Annotated in this window: 14 protein-coding genes; 8 read left to right on the top strand and 6 right to left on the bottom strand. The window is 53.9% G+C overall.

Going from position 1 to position 14,723, the window contains the following annotated elements:
- Positions 1-178 precede the first annotated feature (178 nt).
- Positions 179-3,991 carry an autotransporter outer membrane beta-barrel domain-containing protein gene (locus AACY98_RS02960; protein WP_339801393.1) on the top strand — a complete coding sequence of 1,271 codons (3,813 nt, stop codon included), beginning with the start codon at positions 179-181 and terminating at the stop codon, positions 3,989-3,991.
- A 119-nt stretch (positions 3,992-4,110) separates the two neighbouring features.
- Here the strand turns inward: AACY98_RS02960 and AACY98_RS02955 are convergent, their stop codons facing one another.
- Positions 4,111-4,572, bottom strand: coding sequence for a hypothetical protein (locus AACY98_RS02955; RefSeq protein ID WP_339801391.1), 462 nt, complete (start codon positions 4,570-4,572; stop codon positions 4,111-4,113).
- A gap of 520 nt (positions 4,573-5,092) precedes the next feature.
- On the opposite strand from AACY98_RS02955, the gene AACY98_RS02950 reads away from it, so the two are divergent.
- The 6 genes from AACY98_RS02950 (at position 5,093) to AACY98_RS02925 (ending at position 10,774) form a co-directional block, all read left to right on the top strand.
- The gene (locus tag AACY98_RS02950; protein WP_339801610.1) at positions 5,093-5,893 is read left to right on the top strand and encodes an amino acid ABC transporter substrate-binding protein; all 801 of its coding nucleotides are present in this window, start codon (positions 5,093-5,095) and stop codon (positions 5,891-5,893) included.
- A gap of 140 nt (positions 5,894-6,033) precedes the next feature.
- Positions 6,034-6,687 carry an amino acid ABC transporter permease gene (locus tag AACY98_RS02945; protein ID WP_126980769.1) on the top strand — a complete coding sequence of 218 codons (654 nt, stop codon included), beginning with the start codon at positions 6,034-6,036 and terminating at the stop codon, positions 6,685-6,687.
- On the top strand, positions 6,668-7,453 hold the full coding sequence (locus AACY98_RS02940) for an amino acid ABC transporter ATP-binding protein (protein WP_339801388.1): 786 nt from the start codon (positions 6,668-6,670) through the stop codon (positions 7,451-7,453). The genes AACY98_RS02945 and AACY98_RS02940 overlap by 20 nt, the downstream gene beginning before the upstream one ends.
- 182 nt (positions 7,454-7,635) lie before the next feature.
- On the top strand, positions 7,636-8,604 hold the full coding sequence (locus AACY98_RS02935; protein ID WP_339801385.1) for a HEAT repeat domain-containing protein: 969 nt from the start codon (positions 7,636-7,638) through the stop codon (positions 8,602-8,604).
- Positions 8,605-9,247: 643 nt separating this feature from the next.
- A complete protein-coding gene (locus AACY98_RS02930; protein WP_339801383.1) occupies positions 9,248-10,276 on the top strand; it encodes a hypothetical protein in 1,029 nt (342 codons plus the stop codon).
- A 27-nt stretch (positions 10,277-10,303) separates the two neighbouring features.
- Positions 10,304-10,774 carry a hypothetical protein gene (locus tag AACY98_RS02925; protein ID WP_126980765.1) on the top strand — a complete coding sequence of 157 codons (471 nt, stop codon included), beginning with the start codon at positions 10,304-10,306 and terminating at the stop codon, positions 10,772-10,774.
- Between the two features lie 182 nt (positions 10,775-10,956).
- On the opposite strand, the gene AACY98_RS02920 is transcribed toward AACY98_RS02925, so the two are convergent.
- The gene (locus tag AACY98_RS02920; RefSeq protein ID WP_339801380.1) at positions 10,957-11,853 is read right to left on the bottom strand and encodes a DUF4299 family protein; all 897 of its coding nucleotides are present in this window, start codon (positions 11,851-11,853) and stop codon (positions 10,957-10,959) included.
- 194 nt (positions 11,854-12,047) lie between these two features.
- On the opposite strand from AACY98_RS02920, the gene AACY98_RS02915 reads away from it, so the two are divergent.
- Positions 12,048-12,614: a hypothetical protein gene (locus AACY98_RS02915; RefSeq protein ID WP_339801377.1), complete on the top strand. Its 567-nt coding sequence runs from the start codon at positions 12,048-12,050 to the stop codon at positions 12,612-12,614.
- A 186-nt stretch (positions 12,615-12,800) separates the two neighbouring features.
- Here AACY98_RS02915 and AACY98_RS02910 read toward each other — a convergent pair whose 3' ends face one another.
- From AACY98_RS02910 to AACY98_RS02900, 4 genes are read right to left on the bottom strand one after another with little or no spacing between them, the layout of a single operon-like run.
- Complete coding sequence (locus AACY98_RS02910; RefSeq protein ID WP_339801375.1) at positions 12,801-13,037, bottom strand: RING finger domain-containing protein; 237 nt, start codon at positions 13,035-13,037, stop codon at positions 12,801-12,803.
- Positions 13,028-13,204 carry a response regulator transcription factor gene (locus tag AACY98_RS15000; RefSeq protein ID WP_369126763.1) on the bottom strand — a complete coding sequence of 59 codons (177 nt, stop codon included), beginning with the start codon at positions 13,202-13,204 and terminating at the stop codon, positions 13,028-13,030. The genes AACY98_RS02910 and AACY98_RS15000 overlap by 10 nt, the downstream gene beginning before the upstream one ends.
- 17 nt (positions 13,205-13,221) lie before the next feature.
- Entirely contained in the window at positions 13,222-13,464 is a 243-nt protein-coding gene (locus tag AACY98_RS02905) for a response regulator transcription factor (RefSeq protein WP_339801372.1), read from the bottom strand.
- A 33-nt stretch (positions 13,465-13,497) separates the two neighbouring features.
- Complete coding sequence (locus tag AACY98_RS02900; protein WP_339801369.1) at positions 13,498-14,406, bottom strand: hypothetical protein; 909 nt, start codon at positions 14,404-14,406, stop codon at positions 13,498-13,500.
- Between the last annotated feature and the right edge of the window lie 317 nt (positions 14,407-14,723).

Raw genomic sequence — 14,723 nt, 5'->3', positions numbered from 1 at the left:
AGAAAAACAACGAAAAAACGTGACTTATTTCACGCATTTCTGTGTGCATGTTGTTCTGTTTATACCTGATCAATCAAAACCTCTGTACTATTTTCTTAGGAAAGACTAACTGCTTTTCTAAAAAATAAAGAACCGTAGAGTTCGTTCTTTCATCTATTTTTACAGGGCAAGCAGTATCATGAATACGACCTATCGCATCGTATGGAGCCGCTCTCAAAACCAACTGGTTGTTGCATCCGAGCTGGCAAAAAACCACAAGGCTCAAAGCAGCACAGCCGTGCGCCATACCTCCCCCAAGTCTGCTCACCACAAACATGTTGCACACTGGAGCAAAGCCCTTGTGCATAAGGCCTGCCTGGCTGCTTTAGGCCTGTTTGCCGCAGGCGCGGCTTACGGGCAGGCCAGCATCACCGGCCCGATAAGCGGCAACCAGAGCTTTGCCACAAATACCACCATCACACTGCCCAATACCAACGACAATACAAACGCGCTGACGGCGAACAATGGGCAAACCGCCACTGCCAGCAGCGGCACGGTCATCACGGTCATCGTTCAGGGTGAAGCCACCGACCCGGCAAGTGGCAACTACGGCCTGCGCACTTTCACAGGCGGCCTCATTGATTTCAGCGGCAGCAAGGTCGTTGTGAGCAACTCGGCTGACCCGGCCTCAAAAATGGCAGTGGGTGTTTATGCCAACGGGGGCACCATTCTGTTGGGCGATGATGCCGAAGTCTATGCTTTAAAAGCAGCAAGCGGCATGGCAATTGTTTCTTACCTGGGCGGAAACGTCACAGTGGGCAATAACGCTATTTTGCGAAACAATGCATCCGGTAGCGGCACCATTCAGGCGGCCTGGGACTATAGCAGCATCGTGATCGGGTCTGGCGCTAGCATCACCAATGATGGTTCAGGCGACAGTTATGGCGCGCACTATGGTGTGTTTGCCGGTGGTAGCAGCCGCATTGAAATCGGTTCGGGCAGCACAATCCAGACCCTTGCGGGCAGTACCACAACCAACAACATTGGTATTTACGCGTCCGGCGGTACTGTGGTCATGGGGGAAGATGTCAGCATCAGCACCCAGGGAACATATTCGTACGGCATCACAGCGCTTGCCAGCTCTAACATCAGCGGGGGCAAAATAACGGTCACCACGACCGGTAACAACAGCTACGCAATCAGTGCCCTCAACAGTTCTGTGGTGAATCTGGGCGCAGACAGCCTCATCACCACCAGCGGCACCTCGGGCCACGGCATCAATGCACAAAGCAATTCACAGGTCACACTGGATGACGACTCCACAATCGTGACCAGCGGCAATTCCACGCTGGGGGTCAGCTCGCACAGCGGCGCCATCGTGACACTGGGTGATCACGTCACCATCAATACATCGGGCCAGATTTCCTACGGCATGCAGTCCGACGGTGACGGCGGCGCGTCGGAAATCCATGTGGGCGATTTTTTTGTATTTGAAAGTTCGGGCCTGCGTTCGCGCGGCGCTCAGACACGCCGCGGCGGTACCATCATCATTGGCGATGATGCTTACTTCTCCACCACCGGAGACGAAGCCACTCTCGTTTATTCCAATGAGGCCAACTCGGTTCTGACCATTGGTGACCGTGCGGTTCTGACTGCAACAGGTGCTTCTGCCAACGGCGGCGGTGCCGGCTCAGGCGCCAAACTGACCATTGGTGAAGATGCCAGCATCACCATTTCCGGTGACCTGGCCATCGCTCTTTATGCCACGGGTGCCGGCTCCGAAACCAGGGTCGGGCACGATGCCACCATCACCACCAGTGGCGACCAGAGCGAAGGCGTTTATGCCACCAGTAGCGGTTACGTCTTCATTGGTGACGAAAGCGATGTCATCACCAGCGGCACGCAATCTACCGGGCTGTATGCATACAGCAATGCCGCCGTCATTGAAACCGGCACCGGCGTCACCATTGACACCACCGGCGACGGCTCCTACGGCGTACGGGCCCAGCCCAATACCACCGTCAATTTAGGCAACGCCAACATGGTCAGCACCGCTGGCCAACAGGCGTATGGCCTGGTTGCCAATGGCAGCGGCGCACAGGTTAACACAGGCGATCAGTTGCAGGTAACGGCCACAGGCAGCGACGCTCATGCCGTATTTGCCCTCAGCGGCGGTTATACATCCATAGGTGAAAGAAGTAGCGTCACCACCACCGGCACGCAATCCACCGGGCTTTACGCGCTGGGTGATGCCTCCATCATCACGGCCGGCAACAGCGCCACGGTCAGCACCACAGGAGACGCCTCGCACGCGGTACAGGCCGAAGGCGGCCAGGTATCACTGGGGGCAAACGCTGCCATCAGCGCCCAGGGACAAAATGCCTATGGCCTCACCGCCCTGGACGGGGGGCATATCTACCTGCATGGTGCCACCATTTCGGTTGACGCTTCCAAAACCTCCGACCCCATCTATGCCAGTGGACAGAATGGCGCAGGCAACAACGCTGCGGTCACCGGGGATGGCGTCTTCAACATCAGTGGCGGGGCCATCGTGGCCGATGACAACAGCACCATCGACCTCACCCTGCGCGACACCTCCCTCTTTACCGGCTATACCCAGACCTCTGCCACCAATGCCACCAATACCCTGGCGCTGGAAGGCCTGAACTCCCGCTGGTACATCACCCAGGATTCTGCGCTCACGACGCTCAACCTGCACCAGGGTTTTGTCGACTATACCGCAGCCCCCCTGGGCACCCGTTTGAGCGTGACCAACCTCGGGCAGATGGCCGGTGGCCTGGGTGGCTTTTTTGTCATGAAGACCGACCTGCTGGCCGCTCAGGCCGATACGCTGGAAGTCAGCGGCACCACTTCCGGCACCCATGGCCTGTTTGTTGTTAACAGCGGTGCCACCAACACCACCGGCAGTGAAACCCTGCCGCTGGTTTATACCGCCAATACCGGCGGCAGCTTCTACCTGGTTGAGCCGGTTGATATTGGCGCCTGGCGCTACGGCCTGCGTCAGGCAGACACCACCGGCAGCCCCTGGGCCCAAAGCTGGGAGCTGTACGCCACCGGCGAGATATCAGATGCGGTATCCGGCCAGGTCAACACCTTCTCGGGTGCTTATCTGCTTTCCATGATGGAAAACCACACCCTGATGCAACGCCTGGGCGACCTCAGGGCCAACCCGCGTGCTGCGGGCCTGTGGGTACGAGGTTATGGCGGCAAGTTTGAATCAGGCGCCAGACGCTACGTCCGTGGCTTTGACATGGACTACCAGGGCATACAGATCGGGGCCGACTACCAATGGAACCAGCTTGAGGGCTGGAGCGTTTATACCGGCGGCATGTTCGGCTACAGCAAGGGCGACCTGGACTATGGCAACACCGGCAATGGTGATGTAGATCTCAAAACCCTGGGCCTGTATGCCACCTTTGTGGAAGACGGCGGCTTTTATGTGGACGCGGTGGTCAAGTACTCGTGGATGAAAAACGAATACAGCCAGCTTGACAGCAGCCTGGGCTATGTGACCGGCAGCGATGTCAGCACCAATGGCGCCAGCTTATCGCTGGAGGTGGGCAAACGCTTCCACTTTGACCAGGCCAGCCGCGAAGGGTTTTACCTGGAACCGCAACTGCAGCTCAGCTACAGCCACCAGGGCAGCGGCAGCTTCTACGGCTCGCACGGGGTGGTGGTGCATGTGGACAGCATCGCCACAACGCAGGGGCGTATTGGCACACTGGCGGGCTATGAGGTCAAATCCGGCGACACGCCGTTCAATGTCTACGGCAAGGTGTCTTACATCAAGGAGTTTGACGGAGACATCGGGTTTACCGCCAATAACAGTTACCTCACAGACAGTTTTGGCGGCACGCGCTGGGTGTATGGTGCCGGGGTGACGGCCCGCTTGAATGAGCAGCACAGTGTCTATGTGGACTTTGAGCGCTCCAGCGGGGGGAACTTCAAGCAGCCATGGGCTCTTAATGCCGGGTGGCGGTTCTCGTTCTGATAAGAAGCAGCGTAGACAAAGGCCTGGGGGTATGCATTGTTATCAGTGCATACGCCCTGTGGCCTCTTTGCTGACTTTCCGATCGGCTTAAAGAAGCTGCGCCAGTCCGCGGCTTATGCTTATTCGGGCACTCTGAGCAAACGGAGCCCATCCCCCGTTTCCTCCACCCGATAGGTGCCCAGAGCCACATCCACTGTTTTACTGTAATTGCCACACATGCCGTGCTGCTCCATGCGCAGCAAATGCAGCCGGATATGGTGGGCATCCACCACGTCATACCTGCCGTACACTGCAGGAAAGCAGTCGTTGCCGCATGGTGCTGTGTAATAGCTTCTGAACGTCAGATCCGGTTCAAACCGCACCTGGTTGCCATAGAGGAATTCACCGCGCATTCTGCCTGAAGAACGCATAGCTGCAATATCCGTCAGTTGATAAGACTCCCCTTCCGGCATTCCGATTAACTCACCTGCCATGGCCCAGTGCCCTTCAACAAGGCTGGCCGTATTTCTGCTGCCAGCATCCTGCGCCAAGGCAGGTATGGCGGCCATCAGCAACGCTATCCAGATCCATACTTTTTTCACTTGACACCCCACTTGACATACCCTCCCGCTTTTTGCCATTCACCGGCATTGTGATTGATATTCATCTGACTTCGCCTGAAATACCACAGCTCAGTGCCCGCAGCAACACGATGATTCTTCCCATTGCCCTCCCCTTTTGGCAAACCTTGAACAGGTTTTTAACTGATTCATGCCAGATGTATACCAGATGTATGCCCCTGCACATTGCAGGGGACTGTATGGCTTATACGCCGCAACCGGCCGCCAGGGGTTAAATGGATTGTTTATGCGTTTTATTCCCCTTTTGCCCGCTTTTTTACCCTTGGCCCGCAGTATTCATATAATGAGAAGTTATGCCGTTGGCATTGCAGGCGGGGCGCCTGCGGATACAACAGTGTTAAGGGCCGTCTGCCCATGCAGGTTGAAGGCAAATTGTGCAGCAATATCAAGAGTTTCACCGACAATATGTGCTTTTTGCGAGCGTTGTCCAGAAACCGCTTTTTGAAAACCATTGAACCATTTGAAGGACCATTTGATCATGATGAAAAAGTTAGTTTTAGGATTGCTCGCGGCCTCTGCCATGCTGTTATCGGCCTGTGACAAAGGCAGCGAAAGCAGCCAGAGCGCACCCGCCCCGGCTCCTGCACCGGCACCAGCCAAAATTGTGATCGGGCTGGATGACAACTTCCCCCCCATGGGGTTCCGTGACGACAGGGGCGAACTGGTCGGCTTTGATATTGACATGGCACGCGAAGCCGCCAAACGCATGGGTTTGCAAGCCGAGTTCAAACCGATCGACTGGAGCACCAAGGAAGCTGAACTGGCCGGCAAGCGTGTTGACCTGCTGTGGAACGGCATGACAATTACCGAAGCACGCAAACAGGTTATGAACTTTTCCAATCCTTACATGGAAAACCACCAGATCATCATTGTCAAAGCCGGCTCTGAAATCACCGACAAGGCTGGCCTGACTGGCCGGGTGGTTGGCGTGCAGGACGGCAGCAGCGCGGTGGACGCGGTAGAGGCTGACACCGAAACCGCCGATGCGATTGGCGAGCTGAAAAAATATGCCGATAACGTGACCGCCCTGATGGACTTGGCCATTGGCCGCGTGGACGCCGTGGTGGTGGACGAAGTGGTGGGCCGTTATTACGTGGCTCAAAAGCCTGGTGAATACACCGTGCTGGAAGACAATTTCGGCACTGAAGAATATGGTGTAGGCCTGCGCAAGGAAGATACCGAGCTGCAAGCCAAGCTGCAAGCAGCGCTGGACGCCATGAAGGCTGACGGCACCTCGGCCAAAATTGCCCAACAATGGTTTGGCGCTGATATCGTTAAATGAATGTGACGGTTCTGTAATTAAAAAGCTGCAGGCCAAAGGCTTCATCAGAAGAAGACCTGATCCTGTAGCTTTTTCAGCGTCAATGCATTGCTGGCGCAAGCATGGCTGACCGACTCTCTTGCATGACTGTCTGCTTTTAAATGGACTACATATTCCAAATCATCGGGCCTTTGTGGCAAGGCACCCTTGTCACGCTCAAGCTGTTTTGCATCACGCTGGTGCTATCCATTCCGCTGGGCCTGGCGCTGGCGCTAATGCGGCTGTCCAAAATCCGCGCGCTGAGCTATGCGGTCAACATTTACATCTGGCTGATGCGCGGCACGCCGCTGCTGCTGCAAATGCTGTTCATCTGCTATGCATTGCCGCTGATGCCGGTCATCGGTATCACACTGCCGCATTTTGAAGCCGCCGTGGTGGCTTTTGCGCTGAACTACGCCGCCTATTTTGCCGAAATTTTCCGGGGCGGCATTCTGGGCGTGAACAAAGGCCAGTACGAGGCCGCCCAGACGCTGGGCTTTACCTACGCCCAGACCATGCGCCGCATTGTGCTGCCGCAGATGATCAAACGCATTCTGCCGCCGCTGAGCAATGAAACCATCACGCTGGTGAAAGACACCTCGCTGATCTACGCGCTGGCAATCAACGACCTGCTGCGCGTGGCACGTGGTTTTGTCAACCGCGACGCCAACTTCACACCGTTTCTGGTGGCAGCGGTGTTTTACCTGTGCATGACACTGGTGCTGACCTGGTTCTTCCAACGACTGGAGAAACGCTATGCCGTCTACGACGACTGATCTGCAAGCGCTCATTACCGCCAGCGATATTGCCAAGCGCTTCGGTCACCTGGAGGTGCTTAAAGGCGTTGACCTGCGCATCAGCAAGGGTGAAGTGGTGGCCATTATCGGGCCGTCGGGCTCGGGTAAAAGCACGCTGCTGCGCTGCCTGAACCACCTGGAAACAATTGACCGCGGGCAGATTGTGATTGAAGGGCAAACGCTGGTCAGCACCCCGGCAGGCAGTGCACGCGCAGTGTATGCGCCCGATGCCCAGGTACGGCTCATCTGCGCCAAAATGGGCATGGTGTTTCAGCAGTTCAACCTGTTTCCGCACATGACTGTGCTGCAAAACATCATCGAGGCACCAATGACCGTCAAGGGCATAAAACGTGAAGCCATTGTGCCCAAAGCACAGGAGCTGCTGGAGAAAGTCGGGCTGCTGGCCAAGCAGGACAGCTACCCCTCGCAGCTATCCGGCGGGCAGAAACAGCGGGTAGCCATAGCCCGCGCCCTGGCGATGGACCCGGACATCATGCTGTTTGACGAACCAACCTCGGCACTGGACCCTGAGCTCACCGGCGAAGTGCTACGCACAATCCAGCGGCTGGCGGAAGAAAACATGACCATGGTCATAGTCACGCACGAAATGGCTTTTGCGCGTGAGGTGGCTGATGCCGTGTACTTCATGGACCAGGGCAAAATCATCGAAGGTGGTGAAGCCAGGGCTTTTTTCGCCAACCCCACGCACGAACGGACTCGCACCTTTTTGCAAACCATGCTGTAAAAGGCAGCACAGGCTTTTTTTAGGCACCCGCCGCTGGTCAACAGCGCGGCGGTTTGCCTGTTGCCAGAAACCACCCTGCCGGTAATGCCCATGGCGCACTGGCCTTACTTTATGTATGATGCAACTTATTGTCTGCAAAATGGCAAAACGCCCTAAAATGAGCGCTCAAAGGAGACTCCCACATGCCTAAAGCCCTATCCAAAGAACAGTTACGCATGCACCGCAATGACTACATGCGCAGATACTTCAGCCAGTGCACGGTTACCCAGTTGATGGATGAGGTCAACCGCATTGCGCTCGATTCGCGCGAGTTCGACGAAGACGAGCTCTACGCAGCCGCAGCAGAGCTGCAGATCAGGGGTGGTAAAGAAGCCGTTGAATTTGCACTGGAAGCCAGCCAGGGCAAAAAGCGGCAACGTGATATCAGCGCCTACATACTGGGCCAGATCAAACTGCCGACCCCTGCGCTCAAGAAAAAAGCGCTGGCCTGCTTAACGAACATGGCGCTCAATGACCGTGCCGCCCTGGTGCGCAGCGGTGCGCTCTCGGCCCTGGGGCACTTTGATTTTGGCAAAAAACCGCAGTACGCCCAGGAACTGCTCGACGCGATCAGCCACGCCGTGCAGTCCCCGGAATTTGACCTGCGCTTTTCAGCCATATTTGCGCTGATGAATATCAGGCACCCCGAAACGCAAGCCCTGCTGCTCAAACTGCTGCGCGACAAGGACAAATCTATTCGTGACTGGGCGGCATTTGCCGTGCATTGTCATGGTGATGAGTCTGCAGACATCTATACACCAGCCATCCGCAATGCGCTGGTCAAGCTGCTCAATGACAAAGACGAAATGGTCAGGGCCGAAGCCATCTATGCACTGGCGCAGGCAAAAGACCTGCGCGTGATTCCCGCACTGAAAAAAGCGCTGCGCAGCCTGGATGCCCTAGACATCTGCATCGAAGCCGCCGGCACGCTGGGCAGGGCAGAACTGCTGCCTGCGCTGGAGCGCCTGCAGAAAAAATGCGACCAGTACGCCAAGAAAAACAAGATGACAAAGCAGGAAACACCTGACGAAGACAATGATGACCCGCTGTTTCAGGCAATTGCCGCCATTCGGATGGCGCAGCAACATCAGGAAAACCAGCCGGCCGCATAACAGGCACAATACAATGCCCTCAAACAAAAGCCACCTGCGGGTGGCTTTGTTGATGGTGCAATCAATTCAGTGCGCGTCGGGCGGTTTCCCTCAACCGCTGCCGGGTGGTCGATTTTACGGCCCTTCATTGCCACCGATACTGTTTATTTTTTCGCGCGCACCCTGTTTATATCACATTTATGCCACATGCCCGCGCATTGTATACAGCGGCACCCACCGTGCCGACAGCACTTTGTATGCGTATGGCAACACACCGTTTAACATATTGATACCCACCGCATCAATAATTTATACCTTGCATTTTTTGGACCGTTTATCAATACATGGCTTTTACACTAGGGCGTGTGAATACAAAATGATAGGAGCGCGAAAGCATGTTCAGACAGATGACCAGCAAGGTAAACCGAGTGCCATGTAGTCCATCTACACAAACGAGGGCTAACGCCGCTGGGCGCTGTCTGAGCGTCTTTCCCTTCGGGCTGCCATCAGACAATAGCGTATGCTTTGTCGCGCATCCATCTATGGCTGATGTGCAGCGCACTTCCTGTATTATGTGTTCACACGCCCTAGCCCAATCAAGCTTGAACACAAGTTATTGAGACGCTATTCATTTGTCGACCCTTCACTTTAAGGAGAGCCCACAATGTCCATAACGTTGTGCCGCCATTGCAACTATACCCGCCAGCCCTCAGATACGGCCCCGGCTTATGAGTGCCCGCGCTGTGGCGAGTTTTATGAACTCTCACTGGAGCCGCTGGAAAACAGCACAACACCTGCTCCCGGGCCGGTCTCATCCCCTGTGGCTGCAACACCTGCCACCGGTGCACTGTCGCTGGAACCGCTGCACCAGGAAGTCGCCGCACCTGCACCCGCTGCACGAGCGCCGCTTTCAGTGCCCGCAGCCAGCCACGCTGCCCGTAAACCGCTGTCGGATGACGCCACCGCTACCCGCTCTGCAGCCAGAAAACCGTCTTCGGCTGCGGCGGCACCTGCAGCAGCAGTTTTGGCCCACGGCAACAGCACAAAAGAGAAAAAACCTGCGTCTTCCAGACCCAAAGGCAAAGTGTGCCCCAAATGCCGCTACGAACGTAAGCGTACTGATACCGCACCCGATTATGAGTGCCCGAAATGCGGCGTTATCTACGACAAGTACATTGCGCCTGAAGCACGAGCGGACGCACCTGGCCGCAAAGGCAAAGTCAAAATACCGGCCCTGCCGATGACAAGCAAAATCGCCGTGCTGTTTGCGCTGGCCATCACCATATCGGTGCTGTTTGCTTTGCCTAAGCTGGTTGATGACGTGGCATTTCTCAGCCGACTTGACTACTGGCTGACAGGCAAAATTTTCCCCATGAGAAACCAGATTTTTGCTGTGGTGCTGGCCCTGGTTCCGGCCTGGCTGTTTATCTTCCTGACACAACTGTGGGACCATGTGCAACACGTTGCACGGCGAACACAACTGCTGATGGGCTGCATCGGCGCGTACCTGATTGGTGCCACCGGTTGGCTGGAAATGCTGTCGTATCAAAGCAAAAGCCCGATCTTTGCAACGCTTCAGCACCTGCTGACCATCTGCGGTGCACTCGGCTCACTGGTCCTGCTGGTAGCCATTTTGATCTCGCTGCGTGACCGTAACCTGAATGCCCACGGCAAACCCAAACTGCTGCGCTGACCACCCTATTTTGACGAGGTAACAAATATGAAACGGATTTTTCTTGGACTGCTTATCCTGCTGGTTCAATTTATCGACAACCTGCCATGGGACAGTTTGCGCCGTGCGCTTGGCATGCCATACTGGGACAGCGAGCTTGCCTCTTTGATCCCGATTGTTGCGGCCATCATCATTACAATCGTGTTTTTGCGGACAACGCGGCTGCGTGAGCGCCTGGATATGCCTGCACCGGGGTTGATGCTGATCACGGTTGGCATTGTGCTCAATATCGGCGTCTGGATCACCATCATCGGTGTCGTCATTGCCATTATGAGCATCATTACGCCTGAACAGATTTTTATCGGTCTGGTGGCCCTTGGCGTATTTGCCACCAAGTTTGGCGCGCTCATTCAGGCATGCGTTGTCTTTGCCAATATTCTGCTGCTGATCGGCTTTTATCGCCTGTTTATCCACCTTGAACCTGACGAGACCACCGCACTGCGCCATATACACGATTAATACAGCGTCCAGTTCATCACCACAAAGCCGGGTTATCACCGGCTTTTTCATTTGTAAGATAGAGCACATCTGCATGATGCAGGCATGCCTTAACAACATTGCCCGGTTTTCTCCGTCACCTGCTGAACGCCAGTTGCCGGCATCACGCCAGACAGCAGCCATCTGCCTGCACGCGGGGCGAGTTACTGAACTGCATCTTGGGCCAGCAACTCCTGAATCTGCTGATGCGAAAGCTGCACCATGATATGGCTTTTGTCGTACACCTCATGCGGCAGCTTCTGCAAATAGGCAATGCCCTGGTCAAAGCCGACCCATCCCATCATGCCCAGGCTACCGTTCACTTCTCCTACCAGTGCCAGCCGCCACTCGCTCACATCCACATTTCCTGTCTGGTTCGCATCGGTCACGGGTCTGACCGGAAATACCGACAACGCGCCTTCTGTCAGTGTATATACTCCCAGCACCGCATCCTGATCGCCTTTACGATACAGCGTGGCCTTGGCATAGTAGTAGTCCTGGCGCTGCTTTTGGTCAAGGTAATCCGCATAGATACGCATCGCCCCTTCATCGGTGCCCGCCGCTCTGACCTGCATGATCATCTGCTCTTGCAGGTCAATCGGATTGATGGCCCCGAAGATGGTCATGTTGTCGAATTTACCGAAAATGCCTTTCAAAAAGCTCCGGGTCGACGCGATTTTCTGCTCTTTCTCATCGGCCAGCTTGCTGAGAAACGAATGCCCCTCATGGTCCTGGTTATAGTAATGTTTGGCCTTTAAAAACCGGGCAATCCGAAACACCGCATCATAGTAGTCGCTGATATCACCATCGGTAGACGGGTCATTCAGGTAAAGCGACACCGTGCGCCCGCCATTTTTCAACTCCACACCAAAGCCCCGGCCAATACGCGCCGGCCGATAAACTGTAAAGTAACTGCCCTCCTGGCCATCGGTCTCTTCAAATACGTTGGCGTGGTTTTTGATTCCCACCTTCATATCTGCACCCAACAGCTTTGGCAGCTCTGCAAACGTTACTTTCTTTTTAAACAGCCCTGCGCTTTTGATCTCAATTGTTACCGACATAGGCCCCCTGACTTCATAATGATCGCTTCATTATGCCCAAAATACAATTTAATTTATTGTATTTTTCCTTCGATATGTCTACTAATTCACCATTGTGGTGCATATTGGGGCTGAACTTTTTTTCGCGGACAAACTCCTTAAACGTATCAATGCATTTTTTATGCATCTTTTGACAAAGGGAAATGAAAATTCTTATGTCCGACCATGATGACTCCTTCTTTGAAGAACTGCTATTTGAGTACTCAACAGATGAGACGCATACCCCTTCTAGCAACGCTGGTACTGGCGCCAGTGCGGGTACCCGCACAGGCAAACCGCCTTCAGCTCCTGCCAAAAAAGTGCTGTCTTCGCTGAAAAAACCCACCATTGAACGTGTGCAACTGCGGTTCGATATCCCGATTGATCTGGCGATCCAACTGCAGGACGCCGCTTTTGAAAGCGACCACTCCGTCAATACTGAAATTGCCTGCCGGTTGAAAAAAAGTTTTTGCAAACGCCAGGACACCAACAAAAACCCGGACGCCAAATCCAACCCGCTGGAAGACATACCAGCACAGATCGCAGAAGTGAAAACCATGTTGCGCAAAGAAGAGCAACGCGCCAAAAGGCTGAAAGACAAGGATAAGATTTCAAATACCCATTTGAGAATCACCATCTACACCTGCCTGATTAAAAGCCTGGAGCAAAAACTCAAACACATTGATGAAATCGACCGCCAGACCAAACATCTGGTTGCAACGCTGGTTGGGCACAAAATCTGATATTTTGAACACAGACATGCATTTGCAGCCGCCGCATATACCAGTCATGAGCAGTACCTGCCAGGTGCTTTTTCCCCAGGCATATCCGTATGCTGCATCGGCAAACGTGTTTTACCACACGCATCAAACCAAAAAACCACCTGATTATTCAGGTGGTTTTTATCATGCACGTTACCGCTCACGCACTCAGTAAGAATCATCCCACCAGTGCCCGCCTCTGAGGTTAAACCAGTTGCTGATGCGTGCCCGGCAGTTCGGACACAGGCTGTTTGTCGGGGGCGGTGCTTGCATCAGCCCCTCAAGGCATGTCCAGTGGAATACATGCCCGCAATCTTCCAGCTTGGCGTCGCAACCGCCTTCCAGACAGATTGTGCAGTTTGTACCCAGTTCTCCTTGTGTTGCCGCACCTTTATCTATCGGCATATGATTTCTCCTTTGTTCACCAGCAGACATACGGTCAGTTCACATGCAGACCGGATACCCATCTTGCGGTAAATATTCTCGCGGTGTTTATACACCGTATGCATGCTGATCGAAAGTGTTTTAGCAATCTCCTTGCTGAACTTACCCTTGGCAATCAACAGGGCCACCTCTTTTTCCCGCGGTGTCAGCAAATAAATTTTTTTTGCACCATGGGTTTGATCCCCTTAAGTAAATTCAAATTTTCAGCCAACTGCAGCAACTGCATGCTATTGTGGGCACTGAACTTGAACATCAGACCGGCACGCTGCTTGCGCACAGTCAGTTCCTTAACGCCCAAAGCATCGGCAATCTGTTTACAGCGCATGCCTTTCATCATCAAACACAGTATCTGCTTTTCCCGCCAGGTCAAATGCTTTTTTGTGTGCATCACTGAAGCTCCCAGTTTGACTCAGCAGCCGGATCAAAGAGACCTTCGGTAACTGGCAAGCGCAGCATCACGTTTACTGGTGATACGCTGTACGATGGCGTCACCCTCTGTATCATGAACCAGGGCATCACTCCTGCCGGCCCTGAGCATGTTTGAGGAGGACAGTTGCGCAATTTTCTCATTAATTGCCACCAGCCTTTTGTTCAAAGTTTCAGAAATAGCCGTGAGCTTTTGCAAGTCGGTCATGAAATTGTCGCTGGTGACGTCCAGCGAGGCCACCTTCTCATCGTTTTGCTTGAGCAGTGAGCGAAATGCCGCTTTCTGGTTTTCATACGCCTGCAAATCATTGAGCTTGGATACGCTTTCCCCCTCTTTAATGGAGTAATAGACACGAAACACAAACATATTTTGCACGATGGTTTCACCGGCAAAAAAATCTTTCCGGTTGTAGGAATTTTCCATCACACAGATAAAAAGCATCATGCCAGGCGCAATGGCTTTGGCGTCTGTCTTGGTGGTAATGGATGTGCTGGAGCTGCTGCCTATCGTACTCAGTGTGCTTTGCACCACATCAAAAGCAGCATTGGCAATCAAAAGCTCGCGGCTTTTCAGCTCCGCAATGGAGGCATCCACCTTTTTATCATCAGTCCCTTTTTGGGTGCCGTCGGGCGCCTGTGCCCCGAAAATGGCATTGCGGCATGCATCAAGGATTTTGTTGACCGAGCCTAACGACCATTCACTCACCGTTGCCAGATGGCTGTATTCACCGACAATCAACTCCGCTTTGTCAGGGTAAGGCTTGTAGTGGTTGGTAATCAGGGCATCTATGGCGCTTTTTGCCTCTGCCAGATGCTTATTCATTTCGTTATTCATACTGTTAACGTATTCCTGAAATGCCTGGTTGGATTTTTGTTGCTGCTCAATTGAATTGGACTTTCCCATAAAGATCTCCTCTGCATTTTTGAATTAGACTTACAGCTGTCGCATCAAACAACCTCATGTGGCCTGGCGCTTGATACGATCTCATCATCGGGGATTCGTCAAATCAAAAAAATACCACCTTTATCTTATTGACAGCACCGGGATCGCGCATTTCCCTGGTACGGCCAATTTTTGTCAGGCTGCCATTGTCTCTATTCGCCCAGGCACGCCAAAAACCGGCACAGGCCACCTGCCGCACTACACGAAAAAATTCAGTTGCTGCTGGCAGCCCTGATGGTACCTCAGTAGTTTCAGCATCTTTAGCAGCCGCTTGGCCC

Source organism: Saezia sanguinis (genome assembly GCF_963921665.1).
GTDB classification, from domain to species: Bacteria; Pseudomonadota; Gammaproteobacteria; order Burkholderiales; family Burkholderiaceae_C; genus Saezia; species Saezia sanguinis.
This window is presented reverse-complemented; position numbering and strand designations above follow the sequence as displayed.

Coding starts and splice junctions, on each gene's coding strand:
- AACY98_RS02960 (WP_339801393.1), top strand. CDS start 179: ATGAATACGACCTATCGCATCGTATGGAGCCGCTCTCAAAACCAACTG.
- AACY98_RS02950 (WP_339801610.1), top strand. CDS start 5,093: ATGAAAAAGTTAGTTTTAGGATTGCTCGCGGCCTCTGCCATGCTGTTA.
- AACY98_RS02945 (WP_126980769.1), top strand. CDS start 6,034: ATGGACTACATATTCCAAATCATCGGGCCTTTGTGGCAAGGCACCCTT.
- AACY98_RS02940 (WP_339801388.1), top strand. CDS start 6,668: ATGCCGTCTACGACGACTGATCTGCAAGCGCTCATTACCGCCAGCGAT.
- AACY98_RS02935 (WP_339801385.1), top strand. CDS start 7,636: ATGCCTAAAGCCCTATCCAAAGAACAGTTACGCATGCACCGCAATGAC.
- AACY98_RS02930 (WP_339801383.1), top strand. CDS start 9,248: ATGTCCATAACGTTGTGCCGCCATTGCAACTATACCCGCCAGCCCTCA.
- AACY98_RS02925 (WP_126980765.1), top strand. CDS start 10,304: ATGAAACGGATTTTTCTTGGACTGCTTATCCTGCTGGTTCAATTTATC.
- AACY98_RS02920 (WP_339801380.1), bottom strand. CDS start 11,853: ATGTCGGTAACAATTGAGATCAAAAGCGCAGGGCTGTTTAAAAAGAAA.
- AACY98_RS02915 (WP_339801377.1), top strand. CDS start 12,048: ATGTCCGACCATGATGACTCCTTCTTTGAAGAACTGCTATTTGAGTAC.
- AACY98_RS02910 (WP_339801375.1), bottom strand. CDS start 13,037: ATGCCGATAGATAAAGGTGCGGCAACACAAGGAGAACTGGGTACAAAC.
- AACY98_RS02905 (WP_339801372.1), bottom strand. CDS start 13,464: ATGCACACAAAAAAGCATTTGACCTGGCGGGAAAAGCAGATACTGTGT.
- AACY98_RS02900 (WP_339801369.1), bottom strand. CDS start 14,406: ATGGGAAAGTCCAATTCAATTGAGCAGCAACAAAAATCCAACCAGGCA.